This is a genomic window from Bradyrhizobium oligotrophicum S58, from assembly GCF_000344805.1.
GTDB classification, from domain to species: Bacteria; Pseudomonadota; Alphaproteobacteria; order Rhizobiales; family Xanthobacteraceae; genus Bradyrhizobium; species Bradyrhizobium oligotrophicum.
Genome location: NC_020453.1, coordinates 6,052,850 through 6,069,476, shown reverse-complemented (window position 1 = coordinate 6,069,476; position 16,627 = coordinate 6,052,850). Strand labels below are relative to the sequence as shown.

Below are 16,627 nucleotides of genomic sequence, written 5' to 3'. Positions count from 1 at the left end.
GCTGTGCGCCGGGCGTAGCCTTTCCCTTGTGCGGTGTGCCGATAGGTCGCGGCCTGATCGACCACCAAATTGCTCTTGTTGCTTGATCCGATCCGACGATGATCTCGGAGACGTCATCCAAAGCTCTGGCCTGCTTCCATCATACGATCCCGGCCGAGGTCCCGGCCACCGGCGGCCGCTCGCTGGTCTTGTGCTTGCGATAGTCGGAGGCGCGATAGGTCTCGATCGGCGCGATGGCGCCGCCGGCGCGCAGTCTCGCCATTGCAAGGATCGGCGACACATCGGTGGTGAAGGCGCGTTTGAGTTCGAGATGGGCGCCGAGCGCGTCGTTGGCGGCTTGCGCGGCCGCCAAGCCGACGCGGTCGACGATCAACGCCTGGGCATAGGCGCGCTGCAGTTCGATCGCGGATTGCAGCAGGCTCTCGATCGGGTCGGTGACGTTGTGCGACTGGTCGAGCATGTAGGCTGGCGCAAAACCCTTTGCCCCGCGCAGCTCGGCGTCGATCAGCTCGTTGAACACCAGGAACAGACGGAACGGTTCAACCGAGCCGGCGTCGAGATCGTCGTCGCCATATTTCGAATCGTTGAAGTGGAAGCCGCCGAGCTTGCCGAAGCGGATCAGGCGGGCGACGATCTGCTCGATGTTGACGTTGGGCGCGTGGTGGCCGAGGTCGACCAGACATTGCGCCTTCGGCCCGAGTTCCTGCGCGGCCGCGAGGCTGCTGCCCCAATCGGAGATCACCGTCGAGTAGAACGCCGGCTCATACAGCTTGTGCTCGAGGAACACCCGCCAATCCGCAGGCAGCACTGCGTAGATCTCGGCCATCGCTTCGAGATAGCGATCGAACGCCAGGGTCAGGTTCGACTGGCCGGCGAAGTTGGAGCCGTCTCCGATCCACACCGTGAGCGCCTTCGAGCCGAGCTTTTGCCCGACGGTGATGCAGTCGACATTGTGCGCGATCGCCTGGGCGCGCACGGCGCGATCGACATGGGAGAGCGAGCCGAACTTGTAGGAATGCGTCTGGTTCGGCAGGTCCTGAAACGTATTCGAGTTCACCGCGTCGAAGGCGAGGCCGTAGCCGGTGGCGACCTCGCGCAAGGCGGCGTAGTCGCTGGTCGTGTCCCACGGAAAGTGCGGCGACAGCGTCGGCGTCGCCCGGGAGAGGCGGTGGATGGTGGCGCAATCCTCCAGCTTGTCGAACAGATGGCGTGGCTCGCCCGGGCCCGGAAAGCGCGCGAAGCGCGTGCCGCCGGTGCCGACGCCCCAGGTCGGAATGGCGACGCCAAAAGCCATGACCTTGCGTGTCAGCGCCTCGCTGTCGATGCCGCGGCGCGCCAGCGCGCGCGACAACGCCGCGTAATCCTCATCGAGCGCGGTCCTTCGCGCGGCATTCTCACTCTGCAGAAAATCCTCGCTGATGACAAAGCCGGTCATGCTCATCTCCCGAGGATCGGCGTTTCACCGCGTGAAGGACTGGGCGTTGCCGGCATCGACATTGAGGATGTTGCCGGTCGACTTAGCCGAGAGATCGCTGGCAAAGAAATAGACGCCCTCGGCGATGTCCTCCGGCAGCACAGGGAGCTTCAGCATCGAGCGCTGCCGGTAGACTTCCTCGAGCTCGTCCTCCGACACCTTGTTGGAGGCGGCGCGCTGCCGGCGCCAATCGCCGGCCCAGATCTTGGAGCCGCGCAGCACCGCATCCGGATTGACGGTGTTGACTCGAATGCCATGCGGCGCGCCCTCCAGCGCAAGGCAGCGCGCCAGATGGATCTCCGACGCCTTGGCTGCGCAATAAGCCGACGCGCCGGCCGAAGCGGCGAGGCCGTTCTTGGAGGCGACGAACACGATCGCGCCGCCGCATTGCTGCGATTGCATCAGCCGGAAGGCCTCGCGCGCCACCAGGAAATAGCCGGTGGCAAGCACATCCATGTTCTTCTGCCACAGCGCCAGGCTGGTGTCTTCGATCGGCGCGGCGGAGGCGATGCCGGCATTGGAGACCACGATGTCGATGCCGCCATGGGTGAGAATGGCGTGCTCGAAGCTCGCGATGACGCTGGCCTCGTCGGTCACGTCAACCCGGATTCCGATCGCGCTGTCGCGGCCGAATTGCTGCACGATCGCCTGCACGCGCGCGTCGAGCGCTTCCTGGTCGATGTCGGCGAGCACCACGCAGGCGCCTTCGTCGAGCAGCCGCAGCGCCGTCGCGCCGCCGATCCCGCCGGCGCCACCGGTGATGTAGGCAATCCTGCCGGCCAGCGATTTCGGCGGGGGCATGCGCTGCAGCTTGGCCTCTTCGAGCAGCCAGTACTCGATATCGAACGCCTCCTGTTCCGGCAGGCCGACATAGCGGCTGACGCCGGACGCGCCGCGCATGACGTTGATGGCATTGATGTAGAATTCTGAGGCGATGCGCGCCGTCGCCTTGTCCTTGGCGAAGGAGAACATGCCGACGCCGGGCACCAGGTAGATCACCGCATTGGGATCGCGCATGGCGGGCGAATTCGGCCGCTTGCAGCGCTGATAGTAGGCGGAATAGTCGGCGCGATAGGCATCGAGCAGCGCGTCCAGCGCATTGGCGATCTTGTCGACGTCGTCGACATGGCCGGCATGAGGCAGCACCAGCGGACGGATCTTGGTGCGCAGGAAATGATCGGGACAGGAGGTCCCGAGCGGCGCCAGTTCATCCAGCGCGCGGGAATTGACGAAGTCGAGCACCTCGGGCGCATCAGTGAAATGCCCGACCTTGCGCTCGCCGCGCGAGATCTTGCCGCGGATCAGCGGCATCAGCGCCGCTGCGATTTTGCGCCGCGTATCGGGCGTGGCGGCGTCGCAGGCGGCGCCGCCGAAGGCGGGCTGCTTTTCGTGCGCGGCGAGCCAGTCGGCCGCTTGCTGGATGATGCGCAGCGTCGTCTGATAGGCCGCCTTCGATGTCGGCCCCCAGGTGAACAGGCCATGGCCGCCGAGCACGACGCCGACATACTCGGGATGCTCGGTCGCCATGGCGCCAAGCTTGAGGCCGAGGTCGAAGCCGGGACGCTGCCAGGGCAGAAAGCCGATCGCGCCGCCGAACACTTCTTTCGTCAGCTCCTCTGCGTTCGCACAGGCGGCGATGGCGATGACGGCGTCGGCATGGACATGATCGACATGACGGTACGGCACGAAGCCGTGCAGCGGCGTGTCGATGGAGGTCGCGCGCGGGTTGAGATTGAAGGTGCAGTGATTGAACAGCGCCACGATCTCGTCTTCATGAGCGACGCCGCGATAGAGCTGTTTGAGGCCGAGCAGCTTGTCGAGATAGAGCGTGGAGAAGCCGTCGCGCTTCATCGATCCCAGGTCGCCGCCGGAGCCTTTGACCCAGAGCACGTCGACCGGCTGCTGCGTCAACGGATCGGTCATCGCGAGCTTGGCCGACGTATTGCCGCCGCCGAAATTCGTGATGCGAAGGTCGCTGCCGAGCAGGTTGGAGCGGTAGAGCAGCAGCCCCGGCTCATCCAGCTCCGCCGCGTGAGCATCATTCCAGAGATCGGGAAGCGGCTCGGCCGCAGCCTTGGTCATGACCCTCTCCTCCCTGATCTCTCTGATTACGCGGACGATAGTATCGCAATCGATCATGGTCAATCATCGTGTGATCGATGTTGCTGTGCAGCGTGATTGATCTTGAATGAAACTGGAGGTTTCACGTTGACCGCACGCGAACTTCATGACTAGCTAGGGCGTCGGGAGGAAACAGGGCCGTGCACGAACGCGAGCGCTGGCAACTAATCAAGGCAATGCTGAAGCAGCAGCCGCTGGTTCGTATTGCCGATGTCTGTCGTGCCACCGGTGCGTCCGAGGCTTCCGCGAGGCGCGATTTTGCGCGGCTCGCCGAGATGGGCGCCGCGATCCGGGTGCGCGGCGGATTGGAGGCGATGCCCGGTCCGCCGACAGCGGCAGGCGACGCGCCGGCGCTGGCGACCCGCTCCTTCGAGATCAGCAAGACGCTCAACGTCGCGGCCAAGCGCGCGATCGCGCGCGCTGCGGTGGCGCTGTGCAGCGACGGCGACGCCATCATCATCAATGGCGGCACCACCACGTTTCAGATGGGCGAATTCCTGCGCGAGCGCCGTCTCAAGGTTCTCACCAATTCCTATCCGCTGGCCGAGACCTTGATCCACGAGTCGAGTTGCCGGGTCGCATTGCCCGGCGGCGAGGTCTACCGCGATCAGAAGCTGATCGTGTCGCCCTTCGAAGAAGATGCGATCCAGCACTATTCAGCCTCGCGCATGTTCATGAGCGCGATCTCGATCGGCCCGCTCGGCGTCATCGAAGGCGATCCCTTGATCGCGCGCGCCGAGACCAAGCTGATGAAGCGCGCCGACAGACTGGTCGTGCTGGCGGACAGCTCCAAATTCACGCCGCGCGGCAGCCTCGTGGTTTGCCCGCTGTCACGGATATCGACCCTCATCACGGACGCAGAAGCGCCGAAGCACGCGCTCGACATGCTCAGTGACGCCGGCGTCGAGGTGATGATTGCGTCTGATGCGCCTGACGAGGTGGTGGCCGCATGAGCGACGCAGGCAGCGCTGTTGTGCAAGAGGACGGCGCGACGCCACCGCTGCTGGCCGTGTCGGGCATCGAGAAATTCTTCCCCGGCGTCCGTGCGCTGTCCAACGTCTCGTTCGAGGTCGCGCCGGGCGAAGTCCATGCGCTGCTCGGTGAGAACGGCGCCGGCAAGTCCACCCTGATCAAGATCATCTCCGGGGTCTATCAGCCCGACGCCGGCACCATCAATGTCGACGGACAGCCGTTTCGCTTCCTGTCTCCGGATGATGCGCGCCGCGCCGGCATCGCGACGATCTATCAGGAACTGCTGTTGTTCCGCGATCTCTCGGTCGCCGAAAACGTCTTCATGGGACACGCGCCGCGTCGCCGTGGCGGATGGCTGGACTGGAAGGCGATGGCGGCCAGGACCGAGGCGCTGCTGGCCTCGCTAGAGATCACCGACCTCACGCCCGGGCGGATCGTCGGCTCGCTCAGCGTCGGCAATCGCCAGCGCGTCGAGATCCTGCGCGCGCTGTCGCAGGATGCGAGGCTGCTGATCATGGACGAGCCGACGGCCGCGTTGACCGAATACGACGTGACGCGGCTGTTCGATCTGGTGCGACGGCTGAAATCACGCGGCGTCGGCATCATCTATATCAGCCACCGCATGGACGAGATCTTCCAGCTTGCCGACCGGGTGACGGTGCTGCGCGACGGCGCCCATGTCGGCACCCGCAAGGTGGCGGAGACCTCGTCGGCGGAGCTGGTGCAGATGATGGTCGGCCGGCAGATCGAAAGCCTGTTTCCCAAGGTCGACGTGCCGATCGGCGCGCCGGTGCTGGAAGTGCGCGATCTGGTGCGGCGTCCCCTGACCAAGGGCATCAGCCTCACCGTGCGCGCCGGCGAGATCGTCGGCCTTGCCGGCCTCGTCGGCTCCGGACGGAGCGAGCTGGCGCAGACGATCTTTGGCGCGACGCCGGCGGAGTCCGGCCAGATCCTGATCTCCGGGCGATCGGTTGAGATCCGATCGCCCGCCGCCGCACGGGCGCTCGGCATTGCCTATGTGCCTGAAGACCGCGCGATGCAGGGCCTTGTCCGCCCCATGACCGTGCGTGAGAATTTTTCTCTCGCCAGTCTCGGCAGGGTGGCGCGGTTCGGCTTCATCGACTCCGCAGCGGAAGCGCGCATGGCCGAGGCCGGCGTCAACCGCTTCCGCGTCAGGACAGGTTCGGTCGAGCAGGTGGTCGGCCGCTTGTCCGGAGGCAATCAGCAGAAGATCGTGCTCGGCAAGTGGCTCGCCAACGAGCCGAAGCTGCTCATCCTCGATGAGCCCACGCGTGGCATCGATGTCGGCGCCAAAGCCGAGATCCACCGCCTGATGTGTCAGCTCGCCGCGCAGGGCCTCGCCATCCTGATGATCTCCAGCGAGCTGCCGGAGGTGCTCGGCATGAGCGACCGCGTGCTGGTGATGCGTGAAGGCCGACTGGCCGCAGAGTTTGCGCGCGCGGACGCCACACCTGAAGCGGTCGGTGCCGCGATGATGGGAAGCCAGGGCGCTGATGCGGGGAGGGCGGCATGAGCACGCTTGCGATCTCACCGGCACAATCCGGGGACGGCCGCGCGCTGCGCTGGCTCGCCTCGCAGGAAGCGCTGCTGTCGTTCGCGATCGTTCTCATCGCGGTGCTGGTCGGCCTCTATAATCCGCGCTTTCTGGCAACGCGGAATCTGACCGACATCGTGCTCGGCAATGCCTATGTCGCGGTCGCGGCGATCGGCATGTCCCTGGTGATCGTATCAGGCAACATCGATATTTCGGTTGGCTCCCTCATCGGTGTTCTCGCTACGATCAGCGGATCTCTCGCCGTCGCGGGAGTACCGATGGTCTTGGTCTGGCTCACGCCGCTCGTGGTCGGCGTCCTCGTCATGGCGTTGCAGGGCGCCGTCGTCGCCTATCTTCGAATTCCCTCGATCGTCGTGACGCTCGGGATGCTGTCCATCCTCAAGGGCGGCCTGATCAGCGTCACCGGCGGCCGATGGATCACCGACCTGCCGCAGGCCTTCCATCTCGCCGATATCGAGTTGTTCGGGCTGCTGCCGATGCCGGTGCTGATCATGGTCACCGCGACGATCCTGGCCGCGCTGTGGATGCGCTACTCGGCCAGCGGACGCGCGATCTATGCCACCGGCGGCAATGCCGAAGCCGCGCGGCTGTGCGGCGTATCGCCCCGACGCACCGTTCTGATGGTGTTCGCGCTGCACGGGTTGTTCGCAGGGATCGCGACGCTGTTGTTCGCGACCCAGCTCAAGGTGATCCAGTCGACCGTGCCGCCGAATCTGGAACTGACGGTGATCACGGCTGCGGTGGTCGGCGGCGTCAGCATCCTGGGCGGTGTCGGCACCGTCATTGGATCGACCCTGGCGACGATCCTGATTGCCGAGATCGCCAGCGCGCTGGTGTTCATCAATGTCTCGCCGTACTGGATCCACGCGGTGCAGGGCGGGCTGATCCTGGTCACGGTCATCGCCGACATCCTGCGGCGGCGGCGCCGTCAGGTGGGGGGATAGTCGCCATGGCGGTGCTCGCAACCGAAATCCGATCATCGGCGCCGCGCTGGCTCATTCGCCACGAGACGTTGCTGGCGGCGATCCTCGCCGTCGCGCTGGCAATCCTCTGCGTGTTCAACGAGAACTTTCTGACGATCGACAATCTTCTGAACCAGGGCCGCCTGATGACGGAGGTCGGTTTGCTCGCGCTGCCGATGACGTTCATCATCATCACCGGCGGCATCGATCTCTCAGTCGGATCGATCGTCGGGCTCTGCGCGATCATCCTCGGCTATTCCTGGAAGAATCTCGGCTTTCCCTTGCCGCTGGCCGTCGTCTTTGCCGTCGGCGTCGGCGGCGTGGCCGGCTTCGTCAACGGATTGATGATCACCCGTGTCCGGGTGCCGCCGCTGATCATGACCATCGCCACGCTGGCGCTGTATCGCGGGTTGGCTGAAGGCATCAGTCAGGCGCGCTCGGTGCGCAATTATCCCGAATGGTTCTTCTTCTTAGGCCAGGGGGAATGGCTGGGCGTTCCCATGCAGCTCTGGATTCTGCTGGCCGGCATCGTCGCGGCCGGCATCGTCCTGGACCGCACCACCTTCGGCCGTACGCTCTATGCGATCGGCCACAACGAGACCGCTGCAAGGTTTTCCGGACTGCCGGTCGATCGGACGAAGCTGATCATCTACACGCTGTCGGGCCTGGCCGCGGGCGTGTCGGCCTGGGTTCTGGTGTCGCGCGTGACCACGACGCGTTCGGACATGGGGACCGGCTACGAGCTCGATGTCATCGCCGCCGTGGTCCTCGGCGGCACCAGTATTTTCGGCGGAGTAGGGACGATCTGGGGAACGGTCATCGGCCTCGTCATGATCCAGCTGTTGAAGAACGGGCTGGCGCTGACCGGGGTCAAGGGTGACGCCACCATCATCGTCATCGGTGCGGTCCTGATCGCATCGACGCTGATCGCAAGCTCTCTCCACGGACGTCGCGAGGTCGCGAGCTGATGGGGTGATAAGCCGCAAGAAGCGGCATTGTAGGGAGGTCAAGATGAAGACGACCATCAGACATCGTAGGATGAAGACGGCCGCGCTGCTGATCCTCGGCGCGGCGATGGCGAGCGGCTCCGCTTCTGCCGCGGACAAATGGGACGGAGCCGACGATCTTCCGACCAGCCCGCTGTCCTGCGACGCCAGTCCGGCCGCGGCCGCAGCGGCCAAGCCCTATGATGGCGGCAAGGTCACCGGCGCAGCCGACAAGGCCGGCAAGCCGATCACTCTGGTCGACGTGCCCAAGCTGATCGGGATCGGCTACTTCAACGCCACCACCAAGGGCATGCAGGACGCCGCCAAGGAGCTCGGCAACGTCAAGGTGACCACCGACGGACCCACTGAGGCCAAGATCGACGAGCAGATCAAGTTCATCGACAACTACATCACCCGCGGCGTCGACGGCGTCCTGTTCGCCGCCAATGATCCGGTCGCGATCGCCCCTGTCCTCAAGAAGGCGCTGTCAAAGGGCATCCACGTCGTCGGCTACGACGCCAATGCGCAGCCCGATGCGCGCGAGTGGTTCGTCAACCAGGCCGAGTTCAACGGCATCGCCAAGGCGATGATCGACGCGATGGCCAAGGAAGCCGGCGAAGACAAGGGATTTGCCATCGTCACCAGCACCTTCACCACGCCCAACCAGGCGCGCTGGATCGCTGAAATGTCGGCCTACGCCGCCAAATGCCATCCCAAGCTGAAATGGCTGGAGACGGTGGAGGCGCAGGAGGACAACGTGCTCTCGCTCAACCAGGCGACCACGTTGATCAACAAATATGGTGACAAGCTCGCGGGCCTGTTCGGCATGACGTCGGTTGCGACGCCTGCTTCGGCCGAAGCCGTGACCAAGGCGCGCCTGTGCGGCAAGGTCGCCGTCGTCGGCCTGGCCACGCCGAATGCGATGAAGCCCTATGTCAATGCAGGCTGCGTCAAGTCCGTCGTGCTGTGGAATCCGGTCGATCTCGGCTACGCCGCGACCTATGTGATGCGTGCGGTGGTCGACGGCAAGCTCAAGCCCGGTGCGACCTCGGTCGAGGCCGGCAAGCTCGGCAAGCTCAATGTCATCAACGGCAGCGAAATCCTCTTGGGATCGCCGTTCATCTTTACCAAGGACAACATCAAGGACTTCGATTTCTGATCGTACCTCGCGCCGGCCTCTCGTGACGGGAGGCCGGCGTGGCTTTGCGCGTAATAGACACGAGGGCGGACAGCATGCGTGGCGTCACCGCGGTCCTCGACATCGGCAAGACCAATGTGAAGGTCGCGACCTTCGGCTCTGACGGCGCGCTCGTGTGGGAGCGCGCGATGCCCAACCGCGTGGTGCCCGGGCCGCCTTACCCACATGCGGATGTTGAGCAGATCTGGGCATTCCTGCTCGGCGCGCTGGCGGATGCCAACAGGGCCGGCCCGATCGCGACGATCGTTCCAACGACCCATGGCTGCGCGGCCGCGTTGATCGACGACGACGGCCTGGTGCTGCCGGTGATGGATTACGAATTCGCCGACGTCGAGGAAATCGAGCCGCTTTATGCGCCGCTGCGGCCACCCTTCTCCGAAACGTTCTCGCCGGCCTTGCCCGCCGGGCAGAACATCGCCCGGCAATTGGCCTGGCAGCAGCGCCACTTCGCCGAGCCGTTCGCTCGGGCCAAATATCTTCTTGCCTATCCGCAATATTGGGCGTGGCGCTTGTCGGGTGTCGCGGCGGCCGAGGTGACGTCGATCGGTGCACATTCCGATTTGTGGGAGCCGTTGCATAGCCGGTTTTCCAGCGCGGTCTCGGCGCTCGATGTGAGCCGGTTGATGCCGCCGCTGCAGCCGGCCTATCGGCGTCTCGCTCCGATCAAGCCGGATCTCGCCGCCGCGACGGGACTGGCCGATGACATCGACGTGCTCTGCGGGGTGCATGACTCGAACGCTTCGTTGCTGCCGCATCTGGGTTCACGCCGGCAGCCGTTCACGCTGCTGTCGACCGGCACCTGGGTGATCCTGATGGCCCCTGGTCTGAGCCCGGATGGCCTCGATCCTGTCGACGACACGTTGGTCAATGTCGACGTCGAGGGACGTCCCGTCCCAACCGGACGTTTCATGGGCGGGCGTGAATATGCTGCACTCGCCGGCGCGCACGCCAATCCGGACCAGGCTTCGCTCGCGCGCGTGATCGCATCGGGCGCCATGGCGCTCCCGAGCTTTGCCGGGCAGGGTGGAGGTGGCCCGTTCGCCTCGTATCGGGGGGAAATTCTCGGCGAGATCGCGCCTGCCGACCGGGCGGCTCTGGCGACGCTCTATGTCGCGCTGATGAGCGATTTGATGCTGACGCGCCTCGGTGCTGCCGGCGGCGACCTCATCGTCGAAGGCAGTTTCGCCGCCAATCCCTGCTACGCCATGCTTCTCGCGGCGCTGCGCCCAACGCAGCCGGTGTTTGCGAGCACGGACGCTGCCGGAACCGCGCGCGGCGCTGCCCTGCTCGCGACATGGCCGGCACCGCGTCAAGCGCCGCGATTGACGGCCGTGCAATCGCGAGCGGTCGAAGGCCTGCATGCCTATCGACAGGCATGGGCCGAAGCCTTGTCCGATCGTGAGCAGCGGTGAGCCTGCTCGACGCGGATTATCATGCGGTGGTTGTCGGTATCAGAGATCTTGAGCGAGACGACCTCGTCGGCGTGCAGGACAGCACGGCCCGCCAAGCCCCAGGCTGGATGTCCGGACCGATCCCAAACCTGAACTGAAGCAGGATGCCAGCATCGGACCGCTTGGACCCAAAGCGGATGTTGCGTCGCCTATGGAATCTTTTCTTCCGCCCGCCAACATACCGCAGAGGTTTCGTTACGGCTGTGGCAGGCCGCATCGGGGCTGCTCGTGCCGGCTTCGGCAGAGGGCTTCAGCAGCGCGCGGATCTTGTCCGCATCCGCGGGCGTCGCAGGATTGTAGATCACCATGTTGAGGTCGGGCCGCCCATCGACGGCGAAAGCCGAGAATTCCATCGAGAGCGGTCCGGCAATGGGATGGTGCAGAACCTTCACGTTGTCGCCATGGCCTTGCACATCGTTGTCGCGCCACATGGTTGCGAACTCAGGGCTTGTCGCACAGAGCTCATCGACCAGGGATTGCACGTTGCGGGCCGCGCCTGCGCGCGCGACATCGGCGCGGAAGGAGGCCACGACGTAGCGCGCGACGCTTTGCCACTTCGGCTGCGCGGCCCTTACGCGGCTGTCGCGGAAAATCAGGCGCAGGACATTGCGCTGCCCATCCGGCAGCGCGCTGTAGTCGGTGAGGACCGCCGCCGCAGCGCTGTTCCAGGCGATCACATCCCATGTCGCCGTGCGGATGAAAGCGGGGCTGCATTCCAGGATGTCGAGCACGCGCTGCAGGCGGGGTGAGATGCCTTCGGGCGCGTGATAACGGACTTCAGGAGGCCGACCCAGGCCGAGCAGGAACAGATGTTCGCGCTCGACGTCGGTCAGCATCATGGCGCGGGCGATGCGATCCAGCACATCGGCGGAGGGCGAACCGCCGCGCCCTTGCTCAAGCCATGTGTACCAGGTGGCGCTCACATTCGCGCGTTGCGCCACTTCCTCGCGCCGAAGTCCCGGCGTTCGCCGTCGCTTCAGCGGCAAGCCAAACGCCGTCGGATCGAGTTTGGCGCGGCGATCCCTCAGATAAGCCCCAAGCGGGTTTGCGGCCGTCATCCTGTTAGCGCTTATACCTGTATAATCTCACTACTTTACCCGAATGAGGAGCTTAGCAATATCCCGTCATCTTGAACAGGGAGTTGCCCATCATGCGCGTCTTCGTCACCGGCGCCGCCGGATTCATCGGCGTCGAAACCACCAGAGAACTCATCGCAAACGGGCATCAGGTTGTCGGCCTCGCGCGCTCCGAGGACAACGTTCGGACGCTCGAACAACTGGGCGCGGAGGTTCATCGGGGCTCGCTGCAGGATCTCGACAGCCTGAAGCGCGGTGCAAGCTATGCGGACGGCGTGATCCATCTCGCCTTCATCCATGATTTTGCACGATTCGCGGAGAATGGTGCGATCGACAAGGCTGCCATCGAGGCCATGGGCGACGTGCTGGTCGGCACAAACAAGCCTTTTATCGTCACATCGGGAACGGGTCTCGTTGCCTCAAACGTCGTGGTCACCGAGGATATGCGGCGCGATTCCAGTCCCCATGTCCCGCGGGTGTCCGAGCAGGCCGGCCTGGCCTACGCCAAGCGCGGGGTACGCGCGATGGCGATACGCCTGCCGCAGGTTCACGGTGCTGCCGGAAAGGCCGGCTTGATCTCCTACCTGGTCGAACTGGCGCGCAAGAAAGGCGCCGCCGCCTATGTCGGCGAAGGCGCCGAGCGCTGGGCTGCGGCGCACAGGCAGGACGTCGCCCGCTTGTACCGGCTGGCGTTGGAGACAGGTGCGGCAGACGGGGTCTATCACGCCGTCGGTGAAGAGGGCGTGCCCATGCGCCAGGTCATCGAAGTGATCGGTCGCGCTTTGAACGTGCCGGTCGTTTCGATCCCGAAAGAAGAGGCGGGTGATTTTTACGGACCGCTGGCGATGTTCGCCGGTTTGGACATGCCGGCGTCCAGCGCCTTGACGCAGCAATTGTTGGGCTGGAAGCCGGTTGGGATTGGCTTGATCGCCGACATCAGCCAGCCCGGCTACTTCTAGGCCGAGACGCACGGACAGAGACAAGGTCAAAGGCCACGGGCTTCAACGTTCGCCGTCGGTCCGTGGCTGATCTCCGCTCATAGCGCGGCGCGAGGTCTGATTTCCGAACAGGGCGGTGCGGCGCGGAAGGTCCGCTTTCAAGGCGAATTAGAAGAGCTCTCGCGGTCGAGATCGTCGTTTGGTTGTACGCCTCGCTTGCCCCGGCGTATTCGGGTAGTCATTCGCGGCAAGGCAGCGCCACGTAGAGCTATCTGGTTGAGCCCCCCGGGAAGGTCCGATGTCCGGCGGCGTTTACCTGCGCCGTGCTATTGCGGCGCCCAAAAGGAACGCGATCAACAGAGAAGCAAGCGGCGCCTCGCGGGCGACGTTGCTGAGGACGCTGAGCGGCATTCCCGGCTTGCGTCCGAACTCCACGGCGTTGCGCACCTGTTTCGCAGCCTGCGCTACGACACCTGCAAAGGCAGCGATGGCGGATTTCTTCTCCTGGGCAGGGTAGAGCCCCTCATAGAGGAACGGCGGGAGCGCCGGTTCGTGGCTCATGATCACTTCTCATTTTGCTGAGGGCGGTTGTTGGCTTGTTGGGCATCAATGCCGCGGAGTTCGGGACGGTTCCACGCCTCGCCTCGGGCGCTGGTTATGATCCCGAGTCACCTCCGGAATAATCCGCCCACGACGCTGTGCATCGCGCCGCCGATCGCGCCGATTGGGCCACCGCCACCACGCGAAGAGCGAGCACGCCCTCCAGCGTGACGACGCGCTTGATGGTCAGATTTGCCAGCCTCCGTTGCGGCGTCCGCCAGTACCTTGTGCTGGGCCGTGTTTAGGAAGCCGGTCGTGGGATAGCCGTTCTCCTGCTGCCACCGCGTGATGACGGCGCGAGTCTTCTCGTCGAACTTCCCGTTGACCTTGGTGTCGAACCCGAGCCTGGTTAGCCCGCGTTGCACTTCACGACGTTTCGTCCTGGTGAGGCCGATCTGATCTTCGGTCTCCTGCGTCGCTTCGTTGGTGGCGATCACCGGATCGGCGGGCGCCGACGTTTCACGAGGTGTGCTGCTCATACCGGCGTTGGCAACGTACGTGCTGTCGACGATTGCCAGGATGGACAATGCTAGGATCAAGGCGCGCATGGCCCTTCCTTTGCCTCTAGTCGGCCGATGATTCGTCTGGAAAATACGGAGTGGCGCTACACCACTCCGTTATGGAGTTAACGCGGTCCGTAGGACACGGTTCCCCTGCTTGAGCCGATTATTGCGCCGCCTTCACGCGGGAGCATAGGATCGGCGTCCGCGGCGAAGCCGCCAAGGCTCACCAGATCGATACAGGCTTCCGAGCCGCCGCAAACCGCAACGTCGGCTTCTCCAGTGCGAATGAGGCGTGCCGCATCGCCGATCGCCTGCACGCGCGCGGCGCAGGCGGTGACCGGTGTCCCGATCGGCCCCTTGAAGCCGTAGCGGATCGAGACATGGCCGGCCGCGAGATTTGCGAGGAAGGACGGCACGGTGAATGGCGAAAGGTGCCTCACGCCGCGCTTATCGGTGGTGCGAACCGCCTCGACGATGGCCGGAAAGCCGCCGATGCCCGATGCAATCACGGTGGCCGTTCGCCCCATTGCCTGCACCGCCACGCCAAGATGATGCTGGTCGAGCCAAGGCTCATGCACGCGTTGATCGTCATCGCCATGCAGCGCGAAGCATTTCGCGCGATCACGAGGCCGTCTCGCAGACCATCATCACAGAGTTATGGTCGACGTTCGACCAGGACCGAGGCGAGTAGTCTGAACATTGGCGCGCAGAAGCCGCCCATCTTTCGTCGTGCTGCGGTTCCCGTCCTGCACGCGGCGTCCGGGATTATGCCCCACTCCAAACACGCAAAGCTCAAGTTGCGAGCGCGTCACCGGTGGGGCAAGCCACATTTCGCGCTCTACCTTAAAGCAATTCCAGCAGCACCGTCCGCGAATTGGATTGATGCAGTCCGAGATGCTCAGCATGATGCCGGCTCTCGATTGTTTTTCGGCGGCGGAAGTCCTTGTTGTTTTGACATCTGTCGACGCCATCGTCGGCGCGCCAGAGTGGGATGAGCTGCATGCGCCCATCGTGCGCGCCGTTCTCTTTGTCTAATCGTTTCTGGGTGTATCGAGTTCAATGACGGTTTGCGATGCGCTTCGTGGCCAGCCAAGGCGCCGATCTCTTGGATGGTCATGTCGAACGTATCTGTTCGGCGCGTGGGTTGCGCGTCGCGGTCGTGGTGAAGCAAGGTGGGTTGAAGCGCAATGCGTCTGTGGGTTCAGGTTCATACGTGGACGTCGCTGATCAGCATGATCTTTCTGCTGATGCTGTGTTTGACGGGGCTGCCGCTGATCTTCCATGACGAGATCAATCATTATTTCGAGGACGAAATCTCCGCACCTTCGATGCCGCCGGGCACGCCCGTTCTGCCGCTCGACCGGCTGATCGCGTCGGCCAGGCAGCAACTGCCCGAACAGCACGTGATGTTCGCGATGTTCAAGGAGGCGGAGCCGCTGGTGGTGGTCGCGATGTCGCCGACGGCGATCCCGGTGCCGGGGCAGTTTCATCGCCTGACGGTGGATGCCCGCACCGGTGCCGTTCTCGGCGAGGAGGCGCCGCGCCAGGATGTGATGGACGTCATCCTGCGCATCCACCGCGACATGTTCACCGGCCTGCCCGGCGAGCTCTTTCTCGGCCTGATGGGACTGGTGTTCGCCGCGTCCATCGTCTCGGGAATCGTCGTCTATTGGCCCTTCATGCGCCGGCTCCAGTTCGGAACCGTGCGGGATCGCTCGGCGCGCCTCAAATGGCTCGACATGCACAATCTGCTCGGCATCGTCACGGTGAGCTGGGCGCTCGCGGTCGGCCTGACCGGCACCATCAACACGCTGGCCGTGCCGCTGTTTGATCTCTGGCGCGCGCAGACGATGCCGGCGCTGCTCGCTCCCTATCAAGGCAAACCGCTGGCCGAGGCGAAATCCGTCGAAGCCGCGGTCGATGCCGTCCGCACGGCGTTTCCTGATCGCTTTGTGGCAAGCGTCACCATGCCGACCACCGCGCGGTTCGGCAGCCCGCAGCACGTGATCGTCTGGACCAAGGGGCGGACGCCGTTCACCGCGCGCATGTTTCAGCCGGTGCTGATCGATGCCCAGGACAGCGCCAAGGTGGTGGCGCCGGAAGTGTCCTGGTATCTGCGCGCGCTGCAAGTGTCTCGGCCGCTGCACTTCGGTGACTATGGCGGACTCCCGCTGAAGATCATCTGGGCGCTGCTCGATATGATCACCATCGTCGTGCTGTGCAGCGGCTTGTACCTGTGGGTCGCGAAGCGATGGGGCAGCAGGCGAAAGTCGCCGATCGTCGTTGCACCGGCGGCGCCGGCGGTGGTGTCGCCATGAGCTCTTCGCCCCCCTCCGCGCCGTCGGCGCGCATCGCGCAACTCTCGACATGGCAGGTGTTTCGCGCGCCGCTGCTGATCGGCCTCGTCGCCGCCGCCGGGCTGACGTTCGGACTGTTCGGTGACGGTGTTTGGGATGGCCTGTGCTGGCTCGGGCTCTCTGTTCCGATTCTGCTCGCGCTGATCTACGGCGCGAGATGGAACATCGGCTCAAAGGTGGCGCCGGGCGTGGCCCACGCCGACGCAGGCGAGGCGGCGAGCTGAGGCGCCACGCCGCTCGTTTGGCAGCGATAGTCTATTTCCTCGGTTTTGATGCTCAGTCGCCGGGGCGTCTGCGCTGCGCAATTCTGTCGCACCGCGGACTCCTTCATCGGATCTGACGAATACGTCTTTCAACATCGATCATCGATGTCCATCGGCGGTTGCCCCTTGGCACGCTGCCGCATGGGCTTC

At 64.5% G+C, this 16,627-nt stretch carries 16 protein-coding genes and 1 pseudogene; 11 read left to right on the top strand and 6 right to left on the bottom strand.

The genetic code is table 11. The features are described from left to right. Positions 1-139: 139 nt before the first annotated feature. Together rhaI and S58_RS26105 are read right to left on the bottom strand one after the other, a co-directional pair. Complete coding sequence (rhaI, locus tag S58_RS26110) at positions 140-1,435, bottom strand: L-rhamnose catabolism isomerase (protein ID WP_015668395.1); 1,296 nt, start codon at positions 1,433-1,435, stop codon at positions 140-142. 24 nt (positions 1,436-1,459) lie between these two features. Continuing rightward, complete coding sequence (locus S58_RS26105; RefSeq protein WP_015668394.1) at positions 1,460-3,556, bottom strand: bifunctional rhamnulose-1-phosphate aldolase/short-chain dehydrogenase; 2,097 nt, start codon at positions 3,554-3,556, stop codon at positions 1,460-1,462. Between the two features lie 179 nt (positions 3,557-3,735). On the opposite strand from S58_RS26105, the gene S58_RS26100 reads away from it, so the two are divergent. The 7 genes from S58_RS26100 (at position 3,736) to S58_RS38215 (ending at position 10,838) form a co-directional block, all read left to right on the top strand. Continuing rightward, the gene (locus tag S58_RS26100; RefSeq protein ID WP_015668393.1) at positions 3,736-4,548 is read left to right on the top strand and encodes a DeoR/GlpR family DNA-binding transcription regulator; all 813 of its coding nucleotides are present in this window, start codon (positions 3,736-3,738) and stop codon (positions 4,546-4,548) included. After that, positions 4,545-6,101 (top strand): sugar ABC transporter ATP-binding protein, encoded by a 1,557-nt coding sequence (locus tag S58_RS26095; protein ID WP_015668392.1) that lies wholly within the window; start codon positions 4,545-4,547, stop codon positions 6,099-6,101. The genes S58_RS26100 and S58_RS26095 overlap by 4 nt, the downstream gene beginning before the upstream one ends. After that, positions 6,098-7,087 carry an ABC transporter permease gene (locus S58_RS26090; protein WP_015668391.1) on the top strand — a complete coding sequence of 330 codons (990 nt, stop codon included), beginning with the start codon at positions 6,098-6,100 and terminating at the stop codon, positions 7,085-7,087. The genes S58_RS26095 and S58_RS26090 overlap by 4 nt, the downstream gene beginning before the upstream one ends. A 5-nt stretch (positions 7,088-7,092) precedes the next feature. Continuing rightward, positions 7,093-8,073, top strand: a complete 981-nt coding sequence (locus tag S58_RS26085; RefSeq protein ID WP_015668390.1) for an ABC transporter permease — start codon at positions 7,093-7,095, stop codon at positions 8,071-8,073. Between the two features lie 70 nt (positions 8,074-8,143). Beyond that, positions 8,144-9,250: an autoinducer 2 ABC transporter substrate-binding protein gene (locus S58_RS26080; RefSeq protein ID WP_015668389.1), complete on the top strand. Its 1,107-nt coding sequence runs from the start codon at positions 8,144-8,146 to the stop codon at positions 9,248-9,250. A 74-nt stretch (positions 9,251-9,324) separates the two neighbouring features. Then, a complete protein-coding gene (locus tag S58_RS26075; protein ID WP_015668388.1) occupies positions 9,325-10,701 on the top strand; it encodes an FGGY-family carbohydrate kinase in 1,377 nt (458 codons plus the stop codon). Then, positions 10,698-10,838 (top strand): hypothetical protein, encoded by a 141-nt coding sequence (locus S58_RS38215; RefSeq protein WP_160167613.1) that lies wholly within the window; start codon positions 10,698-10,700, stop codon positions 10,836-10,838. The genes S58_RS26075 and S58_RS38215 overlap by 4 nt, the downstream gene beginning before the upstream one ends. A 51-nt stretch (positions 10,839-10,889) precedes the next feature. Here S58_RS38215 and S58_RS26070 read toward each other — a convergent pair whose 3' ends face one another. Beyond that, positions 10,890-11,798: a helix-turn-helix transcriptional regulator gene (locus S58_RS26070; RefSeq protein WP_015668387.1), complete on the bottom strand. Its 909-nt coding sequence runs from the start codon at positions 11,796-11,798 to the stop codon at positions 10,890-10,892. Positions 11,799-11,890: 92 nt separating this feature from the next. Between S58_RS26070 and S58_RS26065 the strand changes: the two genes are divergently transcribed. Then, positions 11,891-12,775 (top strand): SDR family oxidoreductase, encoded by an 885-nt coding sequence (locus S58_RS26065; RefSeq protein ID WP_015668386.1) that lies wholly within the window; start codon positions 11,891-11,893, stop codon positions 12,773-12,775. A 291-nt stretch (positions 12,776-13,066) separates the two neighbouring features. Here S58_RS26065 and S58_RS26060 read toward each other — a convergent pair whose 3' ends face one another. From S58_RS26060 to S58_RS26050, 3 genes and pseudogenes are all read right to left on the bottom strand, one after another. After that, the gene (locus S58_RS26060) at positions 13,067-13,315 is read right to left on the bottom strand and encodes a hypothetical protein (RefSeq protein ID WP_015668385.1); all 249 of its coding nucleotides are present in this window, start codon (positions 13,313-13,315) and stop codon (positions 13,067-13,069) included. A 107-nt stretch (positions 13,316-13,422) separates the two neighbouring features. Continuing rightward, the gene (locus S58_RS26055) at positions 13,423-13,902 is read right to left on the bottom strand and encodes a peptidoglycan-binding domain-containing protein (RefSeq protein WP_015668384.1); all 480 of its coding nucleotides are present in this window, start codon (positions 13,900-13,902) and stop codon (positions 13,423-13,425) included. A gap of 158 nt (positions 13,903-14,060) precedes the next feature. Further along, positions 14,061-14,381: pseudogene (locus tag S58_RS26050) on the bottom strand (beta-ketoacyl synthase N-terminal-like domain-containing protein); the annotation flags it as partial. Positions 14,382-14,739: 358 nt separating this feature from the next. Between S58_RS26050 and S58_RS38210 the strand changes: the two are divergent. The 3 genes from S58_RS38210 to S58_RS26040 all read left to right on the top strand — a co-directional run bounded on the left by S58_RS38210 (position 14,740) and on the right by S58_RS26040 (position 16,438). Then, complete coding sequence (locus tag S58_RS38210; RefSeq protein ID WP_160167612.1) at positions 14,740-14,892, top strand: hypothetical protein; 153 nt, start codon at positions 14,740-14,742, stop codon at positions 14,890-14,892. Positions 14,893-15,044: 152 nt separating this feature from the next. Beyond that, the gene (locus S58_RS26045) at positions 15,045-16,175 is read left to right on the top strand and encodes a PepSY-associated TM helix domain-containing protein (RefSeq protein WP_015668382.1); all 1,131 of its coding nucleotides are present in this window, start codon (positions 15,045-15,047) and stop codon (positions 16,173-16,175) included. Further along, positions 16,172-16,438, top strand: coding sequence for a hypothetical protein (locus S58_RS26040; protein ID WP_015668381.1), 267 nt, complete (start codon positions 16,172-16,174; stop codon positions 16,436-16,438). Before S58_RS26045 ends, S58_RS26040 begins: the two co-directional genes overlap by 4 nt. The last annotated feature ends 189 nt before the right edge of the window (positions 16,439-16,627 follow it).

Coding starts and splice junctions, on each gene's coding strand:
- S58_RS26060 (WP_015668385.1), bottom strand. CDS start 13,315: ATGAGCCACGAACCGGCGCTCCCGCCGTTCCTCTATGAGGGGCTCTAC.
- S58_RS26105 (WP_015668394.1), bottom strand. CDS start 3,556: ATGACCAAGGCTGCGGCCGAGCCGCTTCCCGATCTCTGGAATGATGCT.
- S58_RS26095 (WP_015668392.1), top strand. CDS start 4,545: ATGAGCGACGCAGGCAGCGCTGTTGTGCAAGAGGACGGCGCGACGCCA.
- S58_RS26055 (WP_015668384.1), bottom strand. CDS start 13,902: ATGCGCGCCTTGATCCTAGCATTGTCCATCCTGGCAATCGTCGACAGC.
- S58_RS26070 (WP_015668387.1), bottom strand. CDS start 11,798: ATGACGGCCGCAAACCCGCTTGGGGCTTATCTGAGGGATCGCCGCGCC.
- S58_RS26045 (WP_015668382.1), top strand. CDS start 15,045: ATGCGTCTGTGGGTTCAGGTTCATACGTGGACGTCGCTGATCAGCATG.
- S58_RS26040 (WP_015668381.1), top strand. CDS start 16,172: ATGAGCTCTTCGCCCCCCTCCGCGCCGTCGGCGCGCATCGCGCAACTC.
- S58_RS26085 (WP_015668390.1), top strand. CDS start 7,093: ATGGCGGTGCTCGCAACCGAAATCCGATCATCGGCGCCGCGCTGGCTC.
- S58_RS38210 (WP_160167612.1), top strand. CDS start 14,740: ATGCAGTCCGAGATGCTCAGCATGATGCCGGCTCTCGATTGTTTTTCG.
- S58_RS26080 (WP_015668389.1), top strand. CDS start 8,144: ATGAAGACGGCCGCGCTGCTGATCCTCGGCGCGGCGATGGCGAGCGGC.
- S58_RS26065 (WP_015668386.1), top strand. CDS start 11,891: ATGCGCGTCTTCGTCACCGGCGCCGCCGGATTCATCGGCGTCGAAACC.
- S58_RS26075 (WP_015668388.1), top strand. CDS start 9,325: ATGCGTGGCGTCACCGCGGTCCTCGACATCGGCAAGACCAATGTGAAG.
- S58_RS26090 (WP_015668391.1), top strand. CDS start 6,098: ATGAGCACGCTTGCGATCTCACCGGCACAATCCGGGGACGGCCGCGCG.
- rhaI (WP_015668395.1), bottom strand. CDS start 1,435: ATGACCGGCTTTGTCATCAGCGAGGATTTTCTGCAGAGTGAGAATGCC.